The sequence below is a fragment of the Pseudomonas sp. K8 genome, from assembly GCF_014889455.1.
Lineage (GTDB): Bacteria > Pseudomonadota > Gammaproteobacteria > Pseudomonadales > Pseudomonadaceae > Aquipseudomonas > Aquipseudomonas veronii.
Genome location: NZ_VJWO01000003.1, coordinates 259,622 through 279,768 on the forward strand (window position 1 = coordinate 259,622; position 20,147 = coordinate 279,768).

Consider the following 20,147-nt stretch of genomic DNA (forward strand, 5'->3'; position numbering starts at 1 on the left):
GGGTCATGAATCGCTATGTTTCCGTTCTGGCATTGAGTGGGATTGCCGTGCTCGCGGGCTGTGTCGCCCCGACGCCAAAACCCAATGACCCGTACTACGCGCCGGTGTTGCCACGCACGCCGCTGCCGGCGGCGGCCAACAATGGCTCGATCTACCAGGCCGGTTTCGAACAGAACCTGTACAGCGACCGCAAGGCGTTCCGGGTCGGTGACATCATCACCATCACCCTCAACGAGAAGACCACGGCCAGCAAGAACGCCAACTCGCAGGTGGGCAAGACCAGCAAGACCGGTATCGGCCTGACCTCGTTGTTTGGTGCCGTGCCGAACACCAACAACCCCTTGGGCAGCGGTGACTTGAGCTTGAGCGCAGGCTACAGCGGTGACCGCGCCACCAACGGCAAGAGCTCCTCTGGACAGAACAACAGCCTGACCGGTTCGATCACCGTGACGGTGGCCGATGTATTGCCCAACGGCATCATCGCCGTGCGCGGTGAGAAGTGGATGACCCTCAACAGTGGTGACGAGCTGGTACGCATCGCCGGCATGGTCCGTGCCGATGACATTGCCACCGACAACACGGTGCCTTCGACGCGTATTGCCGATGCGCGCATTACCTACTCGGGTACGGGTTCGTTTGCTGATGCGAGTCAGCCGGGCTGGTTCGACCGTTTCTTCCTTAGCCCGCTGTTCCCTTTCTAGGTGGCCACTTTGAAATTCAAACAGCTGATGGCGGCGGCAGTGTTGCTGTCCCTGAGCGCAGTCGCCCAGGCTGAACGCCTGAAAGACATCGCCAGCATTTCCGGCGTGCGTTCTAACCAGTTGATCGGCTACGGCCTGGTGGTCGGGCTTAACGGTACGGGTGACCAGACCACCCAGACCCCGTTCACCCTGCAGACCTTCAACAACATGCTCTCGCAGTTCGGCATCAAGGTGCCGTCGGGCTCGGGCACCGTGCAACTGAAAAACGTCGCGGCTGTGTCCATCAGTGCCGACTTGCCGGCGTTCTCCAAGCCGGGTCAGGTGGTGGACATTACCGTGTCGTCCATCGGTAACTCGAAAAGCCTGCGCGGCGGTACCCTGTTGATGACGCCGCTCAAAGGTATTGACGGCAACGTCTACGCCATCGCCCAGGGCAACCTGGTGGTGGGCGGGTTTGACGCTGAAGGCCGCGACGGTTCGAAGATTACGGTGAACGTGCCATCGGCCGGGCGCATCCCTGGCGGCGCCACGGTTGAACGCACCGTGCCCAGTGGCTTCAACCAGGGCAACAGCCTGACCCTGAACCTCAACCGTTCCGACTTCACCACCGCCAAGCGTGTGGTCGACAAGATCAACGACATGCTCGGCCCTGGCGTCGCCCAGGCTATCGACGGTGGCTCGGTCCGGGTCACCGCGCCGCTGGACCCAAGCCAGCGCGTGGATTACCTGTCGATCCTGGAAAACCTCGAGGTCGACCCCGGCCAGGCGGTGGCCAAAGTCATTATCAACTCGCGCACCGGCACTATCGTGATCGGCCAGAACGTCAAAGTGTCGCCGGCCGCGGTGACCCACGGCAGCCTGACCGTGACCATTACCGAAGACCCGATCGTCAGCCAGCCTGGGCCGTTGTCCAATGGCCAGACCGCCGTGGTACCGCGCTCGCGGGTGAACGCCCAGCAAGAAGCCAAGCCAATGTTCAAGTTCGGCCCCGGCACCACCCTGGACGAGATTGTCCGCGCGGTGAACCAAGTGGGCGCGGCGCCCGGCGACTTGATGGCGATCCTCGAAGCATTGAAACAGGCCGGCGCCTTGCAAGCCGACCTGATTGTGATCTGAGGCCATGGCCATGGATATGCGCAACAGCGGGATCAGCAGCACGGCGGACTCGGGGTCTTATTCCGACCTGAACCGGCTTAACCAGCTCAAGGTCGGCGCCGACAAGAACAGCGACGGCAACATGCGCAAAGTGGCGCAGGAGTTCGAGTCGCTGTTCCTCAGCGAGATGCTCAAGTCGATGCGCTCGGCCACCGACGCCCTGGGCAAAGACAATCCGCTGAACACTCCGGCCGCCAAGCAGTACCAGGAAATGTACGACCAGCAGTTGGCTGTCTCGATGTCCCGCGAAGGCGGGGGTATCGGCCTGGCCGACGTGCTGATGCGTCAGATGCAGAAGAACAAGCCGGTGGACGCCCAGGCGGCCACCTTGCAGGGCCCGGCGGCGGCTGAGCTGGTGAAGAAAGTCGACGTACCGACGGAAATCGCCGCCGGCACCCAGGCGACCGGGCCGCTGGGCCGCTCCAATGGCCAGCGCCCACTGTGGGCCTACCGCGTGGCTGTCCCCGAAGGCGCCAGCGCTCACACCAACGACGTGGCACTGATGAACCAGCGCCGTCTCGCCTTGCCGAGCAAACTGACCGATCGACTGCTCGCCGGCATCGTGCCGAGCGCGCCGGTCGCGATCGATGCCAATCGCGCGCCACTGCGTAACAGCGCCGCCGATGACAACGTGATCAACAGCAGCGCACGCAGTTTTGCCGTGCCCAGCGGCCGCATGCAGGTCTACGGCCGCGCCGTGGCCCAGCCGCCGTTGGCCCCGGCGAAGAAAGCCTTCAGTTCCCAGGACGAATTTGTCGCCACCATGTTGCCGATGGCCAAGGCCGCCGCGGCGCGTATCGGTGTCGATCCGAAGTACCTGGTGGCCCAGGCCGCCCTGGAAACCGGTTGGGGCAAGTCGGTGATGCGTGCCGACGACGGCAGCAGCAGCCACAACCTGTTCGGTATCAAGGCCGGCCAGAGCTGGCAGGGCGGCCAGGCCCGCGCGATCACCAGCGAGTTTCGCGATGGCGCGATGGTCAAGGAAACGGCGCAGTTCCGTTCCTACGATTCCTACCAGGACAGCTTCCATGACCTGGTGACGTTGTTGCAAAGCAATGATCGCTATAAAGAAGTTGTGAAGTCAGCCGACAACCCGGAACAGTTTGTGCGCGAGTTGCAAAAAGCCGGCTATGCCACCGATCCGGATTACGCCAGCAAGATTTCGCAGATCGCAAAAACGATGAACAGTTACCAGAACTACGCTGTCGCGGGCGCGACCACTCATTTATAAGGTCTGAACCATGAGTTTGCTCAATATCGGGATGTCGGGGCTAAACGCCGCTCAAGGATCGTTGTCGGTCTTAAGTAACAACATCGCCAACGCCAATACCGCAGGCTACTCGCGTCAGCAGACCACTCAGAGCGCGAACGCGTCGAACCAGTACGGCGGCGTGTTCATCGGCAGCGGCACGACCCTGGCCGACGTGCGCCGGGTGTACAACGAGTACCTGGACACGGCTTACCAGAACAGCACCTCGCTCAACAGCGATGCGGCGGCGTATCTGGACCAGGTCAGCGCCGTCGACAAGACTCTGTCGGATAAGACCACCGGCATGTCGGCTGTACTCAGTTCGTTTTTCGCCGCCGTGCAGACCGCGTCGGCCACGCCGAGCGACACGTCGGCTCGCCAGATCCTGCTCACCAGCGCCCAGACGTTGAGTAACCGGTTCAATGCGATCTCCACGCAGTTGAGCCAGCAGAAAGAAACCATCAACAGCCAGTTGACCTCCATGAGTGATCAGGTCAACCAACTGACCTCGTCGATTGCGTCCCTCAACAAGCAGATTGCCCAGGTGCAGGGTTCCACCAACACCACCCCGGCCAACCTGCTGGACTCGCGTGCCGAAGCCGTGCGCTCGCTCAACGAGTTGATCGGTGTGACCGCCGTCGAGAAAAACGGCGTGTTCAGCGTCAGCACCGGTACTGGTCAATCCCTGGTGCTGGGGGATCAGTCCAACACTATTTCCGCTGTGCCGAGCAAGGCCGACACCAGCCAGTACACCATCCAGATCAACATGCCCGGCAACACCGCGGTGGACATCGGCAATGTGGTCAGCGGTGGCAGCATCGGTGGGCTGTTGCGTTATCGCAGCGATGTATTGATGCCGGCGATCAACGATTTGGGGCGCATTGCCATTGTCACCGCCGACACGATCAACAGCCAGCTGGGTCAGGGTATCGACCTGAACGGCGAGTTCGGTGCCTCGATGTTCAAGGACATCAACAGTGCAGCTTCCGTCGCGCTGCGCAGCCTGGCCGCGCAAGGCAACCAGGGCTCCGGCAGCTTGGGGGTGACGATCGAGGACAGCAGCCAACTGACCAACTTCGATTACAAGGTGACCTTCAGCGACGCCACCGACCCGAGCAAAGTGACCGTGCTGCGTTCCGACGGCAAGGCCATGGGCGCCTTCGACATCACGGCCACGCCGCCGTCGGTGATCGACGGTTTCACCCTGGCCCTCACTGGCGGCCCGATGCAGGCAGGGGACAGCTTCAAGGTCAGCCCGACCGCCAACGGCGCCAAAGAGATCGGCACCGTGCTCGCCGACCCGAGCAAGGTCGCCTTCGCCGCGCCATTGCAGGGCGAAGCCGGCAAGACCAATCAGGGGACCGGTACGTTCACGCCGCCAACCTTGACGGTGCCCATCGATATCCAGGGCGGCGCCGACACCGCCCAACTGCGTGCCGGGATTCAGAACTCCTTGCCGGTGAAAATGGTGTTTGGCGCGCCAGCGGCCGATGGTACCCAGACCTACACCCTCAATAATGCCAAGGGTGAGTCGCTCGGTTCCGGCAGCATCATCCCGGGGCAGGACAACAAGATCACCATCAATGTGCCGATGCGCGATGCCAGCGGTGCGCTGGTGGTTCCGGCCAAGAGCTTCAGTTTCGACACCACGGTGGCGGGTTCGCCATCCGATGGCGACAGCACCTCGTTTTCGTTCAATGCCACCGGCGTGTCCGACAACCGTAACGCCCAGCAACTGCTGAGCCTGCAGACCAAGGCAACCGTGGGCGTGGCTTCAGACGGCACGGGCGGCACCAGCCTGGTCGGGGCCAACAGCAAGCTGGTCTCGACCGTCGGCGCCAAGGCCGCAGCGGCCACGACCGACACCACGGCCACCAACGCGCTGTTGACGGCCAACAAGAACGCGCGCAACTCGGTGTCCCAGGTCAACCTGGATGAAGAGGCGGGCGACATGATCAAGTTCCAGCAGTACTACACTGCGTCGTCGCAGATCATCAAGGCTGCGCAAGAAACCTTCAGTACGCTGATCAATAGTCTTTAAGGGAGTCTGGGCCGATGCGCATTTCTACACAGCAATATTTCGACACCAGCTCCAGCAAGTATCAGAGCAACTATTCCAGCGTGGTACAGGCCCAGCAGCAGGCCAGTTCCGGTGTGCGTGTGCAGACCGCCGCCGATGATCCTGTGGCCGCTCAGCGTTTGCTGATGCTGCAACAGCAGAAAGACATGCTGTCCCAGTACAGTGGCAACATCACCAGCCTGAAAAGCTCGCTGACCAACGAAGAAAGCATCCTGCAATCGATCAGTGCGGCGGTGCAGGCCGGCAGTCAGTTGGCGTTGCGCGCCGGTGGTGTGACCAGTGATGCCGACCGCAAGTCCATCGCGGTCGAGGTCGGCGCTCTTGAGGAGCAATTAATGGGGCTGCTCAACAGCAAGGATGCGGCAGGCAACTATTTGTTCTCCGGTTCCAAGACCCAGACGCCACCGTATTCGCGCAACAGCGATGGCACTTACAGCTACCAGGGTGACGAAAATGCCCTGAGCCTGCAGGTGTCCGAAACACTGAACGTCAGTGCCGGCGATACGGCCAAGAGCATCCTGGAAGGTGCGGTCAACACCAGCCGTACCCAGTCGACCTATATCGCGCCGACAGTTGCGCCTGTGCCGCCTGCGATTTCTCCGCCGCTGGTCGATGACAACAAGGTCGCCGTCTCGGCCGGCCTCGTGACCTCGGGCACCGATTACACCAAGCAGTTTTCCGATGGCCAGCCGTACAAGCTGACCTTCACCAGCAGCACCCAGTACGTCGTGACGGATAAAAACAACAACGACATCACCTCGGAAATTGCAGGTAACGGGACGTTCGATTCCACCAAGGAGGGCAGCGCCAGCGTCAACCTGCGCGGGGTCAAGTTCGATATCACGGTCGACCTCACCAACACCGCCACCGGGCCTGACGCCGATGCGCTGGTCAAGGGGCGCGAGTTCAACCTGACCACCAAGCCGGACTCGTTCAATGTTGCCCGAACCGCGAGCAACACATCGACGGCGCAATTGACCAATGCCCAGGTCAGCAGTTCAGCCGACTATGCCAGCACCTTTCCGGGCAACAGCGGGATATTGATCAAGTTCGACGACACCGACCCGACGGCTTACAAGGTGTACGCCCAGCCGTATACCGCCAACAGCAAGCCGATTGTCGACAATGGTGTGATCGACAGCAGCACCACGCCGAATACGATCACCTCGGCGGGGGTCACTTTTGAACTGAGCGGCACTCCACAAGTCGGCGATCAGTTTTCGGTCGGCAATACGACCCAGAAAACCCAGAATGCCCTTGACACCCTGAGTCAGCTGCGCCAGGCCTTGGAGCAGCCGGCGGACGGTATCCCGGGCGCACGGGGCAAGCTTCAGGACGCGCTGAATGCCGCGGTCAGCAACCTTACCAACTCGCTTACCCAAGTCGACAATGTGCGAGGCTCCATCGGTGCGCGGCAGAACGCTCTGGAAGTGCAGGAGAGCGAAAACACCAGTGTCGGTCTGGCCAACACTAGTACCATGAGCGCCCTGGCAAACGTCGACATGGGCGAGGCGGCCATCAACCTGACCTTGCAGCAAACCATGCTGGAAGCCTCACAGCTGGCGTTCGTGAAAGTTTCACAGTTGAGCCTGTTCAACAAGATGTAAGCAGCCTGGTGTCAAGCGGCCCATCCTGGAAACAGGCTGGGCCGTTATCGTTTCTGAGGCTTAATTGTTTGAAGGTTTTGCACAAAGCACACAAAATTAGGTGACCTGTGAGTCATAAAGCGCATCTTCACTGTATCGTGTGAAAAGGATAAGTCGTCACAGGGTCCTTGCGAGGCGGCTTTCAGCGAGATTTTTATGGGGTTACCCCCTTTATTGTCAGCGCCCCGGGCATTGTCCGCAGGGTGTTCTCCAGCTATTTAGTATTGGGAAGCCACAATGATTGGCATAAAAAGCATCGCCAGTTACGTGCCGGCAGACGGGATCGATAACTACGCCCAGGGTGCCAAATTCGCCAAGGATGAAGAATTCATCATTGGCAAGATCGGTTCGGCGTTCCTGCCGCGCAAGGAAGCCGCGCAGGAAACTTCCGATTTGTGTGTCGAGGCGGTCAACGCTTTGTTTGCCAACAACCCGGACTTGAAGCGCGAATCCATCGACGCGCTGATCGTCGTCACCCAGAACGGCGATGAAGAGGGTTTGCCCCACACCGCTGCGATCGTCCAGGACAAACTGGGTCTGCCTACCCATGTGGCGGCGTTCGATATTTCTCTGGGGTGTTCCGGTTACGTCTACGGCATCTACGCGATGAAGGGCTTCATGGAAGCCACCGGCCTGAAGAACGGTCTGCTGGTCACCGCCGACCCGTATTCAAAGATCGTCGATCCGGAAGACCGCAACACCACTATGCTGTTCGGCGACGCCGCCACAGCCACCTGGATGGGTGAGGACGCATCGTGGTTGCTGGGTAAATCCAAGTTTGGCACCGATGGTTCCGGCGCGCCGCACCTGAAGGTCAGCAACGGTGTGTTCTTTATGAACGGTCGTCAGGTGTTCAACTTCGCCTTGCTCAAGGTGCCGGCGCATTTGCACGAACTGCTCAATGAGTCGGATCTCAACGCCGACGATATCGATGCGTTTTGCATCCACCAGGGCAGTGCGGCGATTGTCGATGCCGTGGCCCGTCGTTTCGAAGACGCGCCGGTGGACAAGTTTCTCAAGGACATGGTCGAGACCGGCAACACCGTGTCGTCGAGCATTCCGTTGCTACTGGAAAAGCACGTGATGGGCACCGCCTGGACTCGTGTGGCCATCAGCGGCTTCGGTGTGGGGCTGTCTTGGGGGTCGGCGATTCTCTATCGCCCGTGACGCTTCGATAGCCAGCAAAACAAAACGCCGATGATCGAACGATCACCGGCGTTTTGCATTGTGGAGAGCGGGCTTGCCCTCGCGTTGGACTGCGCGGCGACCTTCTGCCTCTCTCCCCAAAAAAACAAGCCTTTACGGTGCCGCAAACCCTTGAAATCCAAGGGGTGGCACGGCGCCATTAAAAAAATCAAAAAAAATCCTCAAGCAACCGGCGACCACGACGATAACTATTACGTAGGTTCTCAGGCCACACCCGGCGGTTGCCAGGGCCGGAAGCCGCAGTATCCATCCAACGAGGATTTCGTCATGGCTTTAACAGTAAACACCAACATTGCTTCGATCACTACTCAGGGCAACCTGAACAAAGCCGGCGGCGCCCTGGCCACTTCCATGCAGCGCCTGTCTTCCGGCCTGCGTATCAACAGCGCTAAAGACGACGCTGCTGGCCTGCAGATCGCCAACCGCCTGACCAGCCAAATCAACGGCCTGGGCCAAGCAGTCAAGAACGTGAACGACGGTATCTCCATCGCTCAGACCGCTGAAGGCGCGATGCAGGCTTCGACCGACATCCTGCAAAAAATGCGTACCCTGGCTCTGTCTTCCGCTACCGGTTCCCTCAGCGCTGACGACCGTAAGTCGAACAACGACGAATACCAGGCTCTTACTTCGGAATTGACCCGTATCTCGCAAACCACTACTTTCGGTGGCCAGAAGCTGCTGGACGGTTCGTACGGTACCAAAGCTATCCAGGTTGGCGCCAACGCCAACGAAACCATCAACCTGAGCCTGGAAAACGTTGCAGCTAACAACATTGGTTCGCAGCAGATCAAAACCAAGGCCATCGTGCCTAGCGCAACTGGCTTGGCTGGCGGCGACATCACTGTAACCGGTAACGGTCAAACAAAAACCGTTACTTATGCTGCCGGTGCTTCTGCTAAAGACATCGCTGCGGGCCTGAACGGTTCGATCGGTGGTCTGACCGCTACCGCCAGCACTGAAGTCAAGCTGGAAGTAGGCGCTGCAACGCCGTCGAACTTCAAGCTGGCTGTAGGCAGTGGTACTGCTGTCGATTTCGTCGGTGTGACCGATCTGGCTGGCCTGGCTGACCAACTGAAGTCCAACGCTGCCAAACTGGGCATCAGCGTTAACTACGACGAATCCAACAAAACCCTGTCGGTTAAGTCGGATTCCGGTGAAAACCTGAAGTTCTCGAGTGCTGATGGTAACGCCCAGACGAACATCCTGGTTGGCGCAAAAGACGGCGCTGGCGCATTCGCCACCCCAGTCGCTCTGGGTGCTGCTGCAATCGTTGTAACCGGTCAGGTTTCCCTGGATTCGGCTAAAGGCTACTCCCTGAGCGACGCGGCTGCCGGTGTTTCGGACTTGTTCTCGGCCGCAACCGTTTCGTCGACCAAGACCACCATCAGTAACACCGACGTCACCGACGCCACCAACGCCCAAAACGCGCTGGCTGTCATCGACAAGGCCATCGGTACCATCGACGGCGTTCGTTCGGGCCTGGGTGCTACCCAGAACCGTCTGACTACCACTGCAGACAACCTGCAGAACATTCAGAAGAACTCCACCGCTGCACGTTCCACCGTTCAGGACGTCGACTTCGCTTCCGAAACCGCCGAACTGACCAAGCAACAAACCCTGCAGTCGGCTTCCACTGCGATCCTGTCGCAGGCTAACCAACTGCCATCCGCTGTACTGAAACTGCTTCAGTAATCAGCGCGCTTGGTAACTAACGGAAGGGCGCGTTTACGTGCCCTTCCGTTTTTCGGTTTCGAGGAGATTGGACATGGACCTGAGTGTAAAGCTGAACCAGTCTTATCCGCCGGTTGCACCTCAAAGCGCACCTGCTCAAGTGGCGACCGACAAAAGCGCCACCAAAGTCCAGGAAACCCCGGCCATAGGCAAGCAGCCTGAGCGTGCGGACCTGGAAAAAGCGGTAACCGATATTCGCGAATTCGTACAAGCTGCCCAGCGCAGCCTGGATTTTTCCATTGATGACTCCACCCATCGCGTGGTGGTCAAGGTCATCAATACCGACAATGGTGAAGTGATTCGCCAGATTCCGTCGGAAACGGCATTGAAACTGGCTCAGAGCCTATCCAGCGCAAGTCACGTATTGTTTGACGACAAGGCCTGAGCTGGCATGAAACTTGTTGCTGTCATGACTTGAAGCGTAACCAGTCAAGATAACGGCAGCCACCGAACAGGAGATAGATGATGGCGGGTTCAACGGTAAGTGGTATCGGTTCAAACATCGATACGCAATCGATCGTGACATCCTTGGTCAACGCCGAGAAGGTGCCCAAGCAAACGCAGATCAATACCGCGTCCCAGAAGGCGACCACCACGCTGTCTTCGATCGGCAAGATTCAGGCGGCACTGGATGCGTTTCGTGGTGCGCTGGACACCATGTCCAAGGACAGTAGTTTCACCGGCCTGACCGGTTCATCTTCGGATGAAAAGGTCGCCACCATGACCTCCAGTAACACCGCGTCAACGGGTAGTTTCCGGTTGATTGTCAGTCAGTTGGCCCAGGCTTCAAAGTTGTCGAGTACCAATTTCTCCGGTGGTACTTCGTCGGTGGTGAATGCAACTGACAAACCGACGACGCTTACGATCAGCCAGTCTGGCAAAGACTACGCTGTCAGTATTCCTGTCGGCGCCACCCTGCAGCAGGTGCGGGACTCGATAAATACCCAGTTCGGTACCTCGGGGTTGAGCGCCAACATTCAGACTGACTCCAATGGTTCACGGCTTATCTTGACCTCGACCACGATGGGGACCGGGTCCGATCTGACGCTGTCAGGCGATTCTGGGCTGGATGTTGGTGCCACGGTGGTGGATGAGCCGAAGGATGCGCTGTACAGCATCGATGGTGTCGCATCTGTGTCAAAGACCAACAGTATCGAAGGCGCCTTGAGCGGTGTGAACATCAAGCTGGTGTCGGTGTCCGCTCTCAAGACAGCAGGCGATACGAACACCAACCCTGAGCGATCCGCCACGCTTATTACCGTCAGTACCAACACCACTGCCCTGAAGTCTGGGGTCAAGGGGTTTCTTGATACCTACAACGCGTTGATTAGCGCGATGAGTGCGGAAACCAAGGTCACTACGAACCTGGATGGCAGCACCACGGCGGCGACACTGACAGGTGACTCGACTATGCGTTCGTTGCAGAGCGCGATCCGCAATGAGTTCAACACGCTCTCGGGGACCGGTACATTCAAGTCATTGGCTCAATTTGGTGTGGTCACCAATTCGAGCACGGGCCTGCTGACAATCGATGACAAGAAGTGGGATGCGGCGGTTAAAACCAACGCGGCCGATATCAACAGTATGTTCAGCGGCTCGACCGGCATATTGGCGCGCATGAAAAACGCCACTGATGATTACGCCAAGGCGAGCACCGGTATTCTGGCGACGCGCTCAAGCTCGCTGTCCGACACGTTGAAGGACCTGACCAAGCAACAGTCTTCCCTGGATGAGCGCATGACTCTGCTCACCAATAGCCTGTCGGCCAAATACAACGCCATGGATACTCTGGTCGCTCAATTGCGCCAGCAAAGCACCAGTGTCATGACCACGCTCAATGCGTTGAACAACGTCAAGTCCGATAGTTGATCCCTATGTGATAGAAAGGGCCAGGCAACCTGCCTGGCTTTTTTATCGCGGGATGACTGGGGCTAAAGCTTTTTGCGACCCAGTCGACATATTGGTTACTGAAATCCTTTTTGCTGTCGCCTGTCACGAGGTAGAAACATGAATCCCATGAGAGCCCTTCGCCAGTATCAGAAGGTCAATTCCCATGCTCAGATCTCCGAAGCCAGCCCGCATCGCCTGGTGCAGATGCTGATGGAAGGCGGGCTTGACCGTATGGCCCAAGCCAAGGGCGCGCTGGCGCGTGGCGACATCGCCCAGAAGGGCCTGATGCTCGGCAAGGCCATCGATATCGTGATTGGCCTGCGTGACGGCCTGGATGCGCAAAAGAGCGATAACCCAGCTTACGTCCAGCAGTTGGAAAGTCTGTACGCCTACATGACCAACCGTCTGATGGAAGCGAACCTGCATAACGATGCCGACATGATCGACGAAGTCGCACGTTTGCTGATTACCGTAAAAGAGGGCTGGGATGCCATCGCTGCGCCACAGGCTGTAACCGAGTAAGGCGCAGCAGAGAAGGGCCTGAAGGCCTTGAGGAATATGTCATGAGCCAAGCACTGCAACGCATCGATGAAACCCGCGAAGCCCTGATCGGCGCGCTGGCGGAGCGCAACTGGGAAGCCGTTGGCGAACTGGACCTGGGCTGTCGCGCAGTGATTGATCAGGTACTCAGTGAAGCGCCGGTGGATGAGGATGCGCTGCGGGAGAAGCTGGAGAGCCTGCTGGCGGTGTATCAGCAATTGCTTGAAGTAACGATGGGCGAGCGCCAGGCAATTTTCGAAGAGATGTCGCAGATCAACCAAGCGAAAAATGCGTCAAAGGTTTACCATCTGTTCGGTTGAACGGGCGCAGTTAATCCGAACGGCGCGTCATATATTTGACTGTGCCAGCATTTTTGACTTAACTAGTGCTGTTTTCAGATTTCAGACGTCTAGTAAGGTAAGAAGTCTTACAGGCATCTAGATAGCCCACACTCTGGGCAGAGCGTTTTACTAGGGAAGTTGCTATTGCATGTGGCGTGAAACCAAAATTCTGCTGATTGATGACGATAGCGTCCGCCGCCGCGATTTAGCGGTGATTTTAAATTTTCTTGGCGAAGAAAATCTGCCCTGCGGTAGCCATGATTGGCAGCAGGCGGTCAGCTCGTTGTCCTCGAGCCGTGAAATCATTTGTGTGCTGATCGGGACGGTAAACGCTCCTGGCGCAGTTCTGGGCTTGTTAAAGACACTGTCAACCTGGGATGAGTTCCTTCCGGTGTTGCTGATGGGCGATATTTCTTCGCTCGACCTGCCGGAAGACCAGCGCCGCCGGGTGTTGTCCGCCCTGGAAATGCCGCCCAGCTACAGCAAATTGCTCGACTCCCTGCACCGCGCCCAGGTCTATCGCGAGATGTACGACCAGGCCCGTGAGCGCGGTCGTCACCGCGAACCCAACCTGTTCCGCAGCCTCGTCGGCACCAGCCGGGCGATCCAGCACGTGCGCCAGATGATGCAGCAAGTGGCCGATACCGACGCCAGTGTGCTGATCCTCGGCGAGTCGGGCACCGGCAAGGAAGTGGTCGCGCGCAACCTGCACTATCACTCCAAGCGCCGCGACGGGCCCTTTGTGCCGGTCAATTGCGGGGCGATCCCGGCAGAGCTGCTCGAAAGCGAATTGTTCGGTCACGAGAAGGGCGCCTTTACCGGGGCAATCACCAGCCGTGCCGGGCGTTTCGAGCTGGCCAACGGCGGCACCCTGTTCCTCGACGAAATCGGCGACATGCCGCTGCCGATGCAGGTCAAGCTGTTGCGCGTGTTGCAGGAGCGCACCTTCGAACGCGTGGGCAGCAACAAGACCCAGAGCGTCGACGTGCGGATCATTGCGGCCACCCACAAGAACCTCGAAAGCATGATCGAGGTCGGCAGCTTCCGCGAAGACCTCTATTACCGCCTCAACGTGTTCCCGATCGAGATGGCCCCGCTGCGTGAGCGCGTGGAAGACATCCCGCTGCTGATGAACGAACTGATCTCGCGCATGGAGCACGAAAAGCGCGGTTCGATTCGCTTCAATTCGGCAGCGATCATGTCCCTGTGCCGTCACGGCTGGCCGGGCAACGTCCGCGAGCTGGCCAACCTGGTGGAGCGCATGGCGATCATGCATCCCTACGGTGTGATCGGCGTGGTCGAGCTGCCGAAGAAATTCCGCTACGTCGACGAAGAAGACGAGCATCTGGTGGACAGCCTGCGCAGCGACATGGAAGAGCGGATCGCCTTCAACGGCCATACCCCGGACTTCGGTGCCAACGCGATGCTGCCGCCGGAAGGCCTGGACCTCAAAGACTACCTCGGCAACCTCGAGCAAGGGCTGATCCAGCAGGCCCTGGACGACGCCAACGGCATCGTCGCCCGTGCGGCCGAGCGCCTGCGTATCCGTCGAACCACCCTGGTGGAAAAGATGCGCAAGTACGGGATGAGCCGCCGAGACGGTGATGAACAGGCAGATGATTGACGCCTGTTTTTCAACTAACTGAAAAATAAGCGTATTTTTTTTAGGCACGGGTATTGCTACAGCCCTCGCAACGTTCCGTTTAACTGACGGTCAGCCAAGCGAGAGAGCATGATGCCCCACGCCGCCCAACTACCTTTGGCCCCTGAACTCCAGGGGCCTGTCCCGTCCGCCGAACAGCTCAGCCGGCATGGCCTTGAGCAGGCGTTCTCGCTGTTCAGTCAGATGTCCAGCCAGTTGACCGACTCCTACAGCCTGCTGGAAGCGCGGGTCTCCGAGCTCAAGGGCGAGTTGGCGGTGGTCAGTGCCCAGCGCATGGAAGAGCTGGCCGAGAAAGAGCGCCTGGCCAACCGTCTGCAGAACCTGCTCGATCTGTTGCCTGGCGGTGTGATCGTCATCGACGACCAGGGCCGTGTGCGCGAAGCCAACCCGGCCGCCTGCGACCTGCTCGGGCTGCCGTTGGAGGGCGAACTGTGGCGCCATGTGATCAGCCGCTGCTTCGCGCCGCGTGAAGATGACGGCCATGAAATCTCCCTCAAGGATGGGCGCCGCTTGTCCATCGCCACTCGCTCCCTGGACGCGGAGCCCGGTCAACTGGTGCTGCTCAACGACCTGACTGAAACCCGTCACCTGCAAGACCAACTGGCGCGCCATGAGCGCTTGTCGTCGCTGGGTAGGATGGTCGCTTCTTTGGCGCATCAGATCCGCACGCCGTTGTCGGCAGCGTTGATCTACGCCAGTCATTTGACTGATGAGCAATTGCCCGCCGACACCCACCAGCGTTTTGCCGGACGCCTCAAGGAGCGCTTGCATGAGTTGGAGCACCAGGTGCGCGACATGCTGGTGTTTGCCCGCGGCGAATTGCCGCTGACCGACCGCATCACGCCGTCCGGCCTGATGCAGGCGTTGCAAGCGGCGGCCGCCACCCATGTGCAGGACGCCAATGTGCGCTGGCAGTGCGACAGTCACCAAGGCGAATTGCTGTGCAACCGCGACACCCTGGTGGGCGCGCTGCTCAACCTGATCGAAAACGCGACCCAGGCCAGCGGCCCCGGTGCGCGGCTCAAGGTGCATGTGTACGCCCGTGCGCAAACCCTGCGCCTGTGCATCAGCGACAGCGGCAGCGGTATCGAGCCGCAAGTGCTGCAGCGCCTGGGCGAACCGTTTTTCACCACCAAGACCAACGGTACGGGCCTCGGCCTGACGGTGGTCAAGGCCGTGGCGCGCGCCCATCAGGGAGAATTGCAACTGCGTTCCCGCTTGGGGCGTGGCACTTGTGCATTGATGACCTTGCCGCTGTTTTCATGCGCGGCAAGCGCGGAGTAAAAGGCTATGGCTATCAAGGTTCTGTTGGTGGAAGACGATCGTGCCCTGCGTGAGGCATTGGCTGACACGCTGCTGCTGGCGGGCCATGACTATCGGGCGGTCGGTTCTGCCGAGGACGCCTTGGCGGCGGTGGAGCAAGAGGCCTTCAGCCTGGTGGTCAGCGACGTGAACATGCCTGGCATGGACGGCCATCAGTTGCTCGCGCTGCTGCGCGCACGCCAGCCGCAGTTGCCGGTGCTGCTGATGACCGCCCATGGCGCCGTCGAGCGCGCAGTGGATGCCATGCGCCAGGGCGCGGCGGATTACCTGGTCAAACCGTTCGAGCCCAAGGCGTTGATCGAGCTGGTGGCGCGGCATGCCCTGGGGGTGATTCCAGCCGGCGAGGCAGACGGCCCGATTGCTTTTGAGCCGGCCAGCGCACAATTGCTGGAGCTCGCGGCCCGCGTGGCGCGCAGTGACTCCACCGTGTTGATTTCCGGCGAGTCGGGCACCGGCAAGGAAGTGCTGGCGCGCTATATCCACCAGCAATCGGGGCGCGCCCAGCAGCCCTTTATCGCGATCAATTGCGCGGCGATCCCCGACAACATGCTCGAAGCCACGCTGTTCGGCCACGAAAAAGGCTCCTTCACCGGCGCCATCGCGGCCCAGGCGGGCAAGTTCGAGCAGGCCGACGGCGGTACCATCCTGCTCGACGAAATTTCGGAAATGCCCCTGGGTCTGCAAGCCAAACTGCTGCGGGTGCTGCAGGAGCGTGAAGTGGAGCGGGTCGGTGCGCGCAAGCCGATCCAGCTGGATATCCGCGTGGTCGCCACCACCAACCGCGACCTGGCGGGTGAAGTGGCGGCGGGGCGCTTTCGTGAAGACTTGTTCTACCGCCTCTCGGTATTCCCCCTGGCCTGGCGCCCGCTGCGCGAACGTCCGGCGGACATCATCCCGCTGGCCGAGCGCCTGCTGAACAACCACGTCAAAAAAATGAAGCACGCCCAGGCGCGGCTGTCGGCCGAAGCCCAGGCATGCCTGATCGGCTACCCATGGCCCGGCAACGTGCGGGAACTGGACAACGCCATTCAGCGCGCGTTGATTCTGCAGCAGGGCGGCTTGATCCAGCCTCAGGACTTCTGCCTGGCCATGGGCAGCGGCGCCGCGCCGTTACCGAGCCTGGCGCCCGCGCCGCTGGTCGCCGAAGCCGAATCCGCCGGGGCCCTGGGCGACGATCTGCGCCGCCGCGAATTCCAGATGATCATCGACACCCTGCGCGCCGAACGCGGCCGCCGTAAAGAAGCGGCCGAGCGCCTGGGCATCAGCCCACGCACCCTGCGCTACAAGTTGGCGCAGATGCGGGATGCGGGGATGGACGTGGAGGCTTATCTGTTTGCTATCTGAGCGGTAACAAGGCCGACAAGTTTTGTCGCCTTTTCTTACAGGTTGATACAGAGCTGGCACCCTTGTTGCTACCACCCCTAGTAACCGCTGCGTAGTGTCAAAAAATTGCGGGTCGTCGGAGAGAGAAGGTCATGAGCCAGGGTATTGAGTTCAATCGGTTGATGTTGGATATGCGCTCCATGCAAATGGACGCCATGGCTCAACCGAAATCCGTCGCACAAGCGCCGGAATTGGGCCAAAGCAGTTTCGCCGACATGCTCGGCCAGGCCATCAACAAAGTCAGTGACACCCAGCAAGCCTCCAACCAGTTGGCGACCGCGTTCGAAATCGGCAAGAGCGGCGTGGACCTGACCGACGTGATGGTCGCTTCGCAGAAAGCCAGTGTGTCCTTTCAAGCCTTGACCCAAGTGCGCAACAAACTGGTCCAGGCTTATCAAGACATCATGCAGATGCCGGTTTAAGGACGAGATTTAAGTCATGGCAGAAGCAGTCGTGGACAACGTACCCGCCAAGACAGACGGCAAGCCGCCGCTGTTTGGCCTGTCGTTCCTGGAAAACCTCTCGGAAATGACCATGCTGCGTCAGGTGGGCCTGATGGTCGGCCTGGCGGCCAGCGTGGCGATTGGTTTTGCTGTGGTGCTGTGGTCGCAGCAACCCGATTACCGGCCGCTGTACGGCAGCCTGGCCGGTATGGACTCCAAGCAGATCATGGAAACCCTGGCCGCCGCCGACATCGCCTACACTGTGGAGCCCAACTCCGGGGCGCTGCTGGTCAAGGCCGATGACGTCGCCCGGGCGCGCATGAAGCTGGCCGCCGCCGGCGTGACCCCGTCCGACAGCAACATCGGTTTCGAGATCCTCGACAAGGATCAGGGCCTGGGCACCAGCCAGTTCATGGAAGCCACCCGCTACCGTCGTGGCCTGGAAGGCGAACTGGCGCGCACCATCTCCAGCCTCAATAACGTCAAGGGCGCGCGGGTCCACCTGGCGATTCCGAAGAGTTCGGTGTTTGTGCGCGACGAGCGCAAGCCAAGTGCCTCGGTATTGGTCGAACTGTTTTCCGGCCGCTCCCTGGAGCCTGGCCAGGTACTGGCGATCATCAACCTGGTGGCCACCAGCGTTCCCGAATTGAGCAAGTCGCAAATCACCGTGGTCGACCAGAAGGGCAACCTGTTGTCCGACATGGCCGAAAACTCAGCGCTGACCCAGGCCGGCAAGCAGTTCGACTACAGTCGCCGCATGGAAAGCATGCTCACCCAGCGTGTCCACAACATCCTGCAACCGGTGCTGGGCAACGACCGCTACAAGGCTGAAGTGTCCGCTGACGTGGATTTCAGTGCCGTCGAGTCGACCTCCGAGCAATTCAACCCGGACCAGCCGGCCCTGCGCAGCGAGCAGTCCACCAGCGAACAACGCACCGCCAGCAACGGCCCGCAAGGCGTACCGGGTGCCCTGAGCAACCAGCCGCCGGCCCCGGCCTCGGCACCGCAAACCACTGGCGGCGCCGCCGCGACCGCGGGCGCCATCGCTCCCGGCCAGCCACTGTTGGACGCCAACGGTCAACAGATCATGGACCCGGCCACCGGCCAGCCGATGCTCGCTCCGTACCCGGCGGACAAGCGTAACCAGTCGACCAAGAACTTCGAACTCGACCGTTCCATCAGCCACACCAAGCAGCAACAGGGCCGGATCAACCGCCTGTCGGTGTCGGTGGTGGTCGATGACCAGGTCAAGGTCAACGCCGCTGACGGCGCCGTCACCCGCGCACCGTGGAGCGCCGACGAATTGGCGCGCTTCACCCGCCTGGTGCAGGATGCCGTCGGTTTCGACGCCAGCCGTGGCGACAGCGTCAGCGTGATCAACATGCCGTTCTCCGCCGAGCGCGGCGAAGTGATCGCCGAAGCGGCGTTCTACACCCAGCCGTGGTTCTGGGACATCGTCAAGCAAGTGCTGGGCGTGTTGTTCATCCTGGTGCTGGTGTTCGGCGTACTGCGTCCGGTGCTCAACAACATCACCGGCAATGGCAAGAAACAACTGGCGGCCTTCGCTGGCGGCGACGTCGAGTTGGGTGGCATGGGCGGCCTGGACGGTGAACTGGCCAACGACCGCGTCAGCCTCGGCGGCCCGCAAAGCATCCTGTTGCCAAGCCCGAGCGAAGGCTATGACGCTCAGTTGAACGCAATCAAGAGTCTGGTGGCAGAAGACCCGGGCCGTGTGGCCCAGGTCGTGAAAGAGTGGATTAACGCAGATGAGTGATAATCGAGCCGCTGTTGCCAAACTCACCAAGGTCGACAAAGCCGCAGTCCTGCTGCTGTCCCTGGGTGAAACCGACGCCGCCCAAGTGCTGCGCCATATGGGCCCCAAAGAGGTTCAGCGGGTCGGCGTGGCCATGGCGCAAATGCGCAACGTTCACCGTGAGCAGGTCGAACAGGTGATGAGCGAGTTCGTCGAGATCGTCGGCGACCAGACCAGCCTGGGCGTCGGCTCCGACAGCTACATCCGCAAGATGCTCACCTCGGCCCTCGGCGAAGACAAAGCCAACGGCCTGATCGATCGCATCCTGCTGGGCGGCAACACCAGCGGCCTCGACAGCCTCAAATGGATGGAACCGCGCGCCGTCGCCGACGTGATCCGCTACGAACACCCGCAGATCCAGGCGATCGTGGTGGCGTACCTCGACCCGGACCAGGCCGGCGAAGTGCTCGGCCACTTCGACCATAAAGTGCGCCTGGACATCATCCTGCGCGTATCGTCGCTGAACACCGTGCAGCCGGCGGCCCTGAAAGAACTCAACACGATTCTCGAGAAGCAGTTCTCGGGCAACTCGAATGCTTCGCGCACCACCTTGGGTGGTATCAAGCGCGCCGCCGACATCATGAACTTCCTCGACAGCTCGGTCGAAGGCCAGTTGATGGACTCGATCCGCGAGATCGACGACACCCTGTCCGGCCAGATCGAAGACCTCATGTTCGTGTTCAACAACCTCTCCGATGTCGACGACCGCGGCATCCAGGCGCTGTTGCGCGAAGTCTCCTCCGACGTGCTGGTACTGGCCCTCAAGGGCTCGGACGAAGGCGTCAAGGAGAAGATCTTCAAGAACATGTCCAAGCGCGCCTCGGAACTGTTGCGCGACGACCTGGAAGCCAAAGGCCCGGTGCGCGTCAGCGACGTGGAAACTGCCCAGAAGGAAATCCTCACCATTGCCCGCCGTATGGCCGAAGCCGGAGAAATCGTTCTCGGCGGGAAGGGCGGCGAAGAAATGATTTAAGGCGCCTCGC

At 60.2% G+C, this 20,147-nt stretch carries 17 protein-coding genes; all 17 read left to right on the forward strand.

Annotation, left to right across the window (positions count from 1 at the left end; genetic code table 11):
- The first annotated feature begins 5 nt into the window (after nt 1–5).
- Nucleotides 6–701 (forward strand): flagellar basal body L-ring protein FlgH, encoded by a 696-nt coding sequence (flgH, locus tag INT12_RS03945; RefSeq protein ID WP_017845363.1) that lies wholly within the window; start codon nt 6–8, stop codon nt 699–701.
- 27 nt (nt 702–728) lie between these two features.
- Nucleotides 729–1,817, forward strand: a complete 1,089-nt coding sequence (locus INT12_RS03950; protein WP_193040484.1) for a flagellar basal body P-ring protein FlgI — start codon at nt 729–731, stop codon at nt 1,815–1,817.
- 4 nt (nt 1,818–1,821) lie between these two features.
- Nucleotides 1,822–3,087: a flagellar assembly peptidoglycan hydrolase FlgJ gene (flgJ, locus tag INT12_RS03955; RefSeq protein ID WP_193040479.1), complete on the forward strand. Its 1,266-nt coding sequence runs from the start codon at nt 1,822–1,824 to the stop codon at nt 3,085–3,087.
- A 10-nt stretch (nt 3,088–3,097) separates the two neighbouring features.
- Nucleotides 3,098–5,146 (forward strand): flagellar hook-associated protein FlgK, encoded by a 2,049-nt coding sequence (gene flgK, locus INT12_RS03960; protein WP_193040478.1) that lies wholly within the window; start codon nt 3,098–3,100, stop codon nt 5,144–5,146.
- A gap of 14 nt (nt 5,147–5,160) precedes the next feature.
- Complete coding sequence (locus tag INT12_RS03965; RefSeq protein WP_193040477.1) at nt 5,161–6,792, forward strand: flagellar hook-associated protein 3; 1,632 nt, start codon at nt 5,161–5,163, stop codon at nt 6,790–6,792.
- Nucleotides 6,793–7,068: 276 nt separating this feature from the next.
- The gene (locus INT12_RS03970) at nt 7,069–7,998 is read left to right on the forward strand and encodes a ketoacyl-ACP synthase III (RefSeq protein WP_076963040.1); all 930 of its coding nucleotides are present in this window, start codon (nt 7,069–7,071) and stop codon (nt 7,996–7,998) included.
- A 306-nt stretch (nt 7,999–8,304) separates the two neighbouring features.
- Nucleotides 8,305–9,729, forward strand: a complete 1,425-nt coding sequence (locus tag INT12_RS03975; protein WP_193040483.1) for a flagellin — start codon at nt 8,305–8,307, stop codon at nt 9,727–9,729.
- A 73-nt stretch (nt 9,730–9,802) separates the two neighbouring features.
- Entirely contained in the window at nt 9,803–10,153 is a 351-nt protein-coding gene (locus INT12_RS03980; RefSeq protein WP_076963042.1) for a flagellar protein FlaG, read from the forward strand.
- 80 nt (nt 10,154–10,233) lie between these two features.
- Nucleotides 10,234–11,637, forward strand: coding sequence for a flagellar filament capping protein FliD (gene fliD, locus INT12_RS03985; RefSeq protein ID WP_193040476.1), 1,404 nt, complete (start codon nt 10,234–10,236; stop codon nt 11,635–11,637).
- Nucleotides 11,638–11,775: 138 nt separating this feature from the next.
- A complete protein-coding gene (gene fliS, locus INT12_RS03990) occupies nt 11,776–12,180 on the forward strand; it encodes a flagellar export chaperone FliS (protein WP_076963044.1) in 405 nt (134 codons plus the stop codon).
- A gap of 41 nt (nt 12,181–12,221) precedes the next feature.
- Complete coding sequence (fliT, locus tag INT12_RS03995) at nt 12,222–12,518, forward strand: flagellar protein FliT (protein ID WP_193040475.1); 297 nt, start codon at nt 12,222–12,224, stop codon at nt 12,516–12,518.
- 169 nt (nt 12,519–12,687) lie between these two features.
- Nucleotides 12,688–14,163: a sigma-54 dependent transcriptional regulator gene (locus INT12_RS04000; RefSeq protein WP_017845374.1), complete on the forward strand. Its 1,476-nt coding sequence runs from the start codon at nt 12,688–12,690 to the stop codon at nt 14,161–14,163.
- 111 nt (nt 14,164–14,274) lie between these two features.
- Complete coding sequence (locus tag INT12_RS04005) at nt 14,275–15,486, forward strand: sensor histidine kinase (RefSeq protein ID WP_076963048.1); 1,212 nt, start codon at nt 14,275–14,277, stop codon at nt 15,484–15,486.
- Between the two features lie 6 nt (nt 15,487–15,492).
- Entirely contained in the window at nt 15,493–16,869 is a 1,377-nt protein-coding gene (locus tag INT12_RS04010; RefSeq protein ID WP_046488262.1) for a sigma-54-dependent transcriptional regulator, read from the forward strand.
- 131 nt (nt 16,870–17,000) lie between these two features.
- Entirely contained in the window at nt 17,001–17,330 is a 330-nt protein-coding gene (gene fliE, locus INT12_RS04015; protein WP_046382518.1) for a flagellar hook-basal body complex protein FliE, read from the forward strand.
- 16 nt (nt 17,331–17,346) lie between these two features.
- Nucleotides 17,347–19,125 (forward strand): flagellar basal-body MS-ring/collar protein FliF, encoded by a 1,779-nt coding sequence (gene fliF, locus INT12_RS04020; RefSeq protein WP_017845378.1) that lies wholly within the window; start codon nt 17,347–17,349, stop codon nt 19,123–19,125.
- Nucleotides 19,118–20,137, forward strand: coding sequence for a flagellar motor switch protein FliG (gene fliG / locus INT12_RS04025; RefSeq protein ID WP_010563975.1), 1,020 nt, complete (start codon nt 19,118–19,120; stop codon nt 20,135–20,137). Before fliF ends, fliG begins: the two co-directional genes overlap by 8 nt.
- Nucleotides 20,138–20,147: the final 10 nt, after the last annotated feature.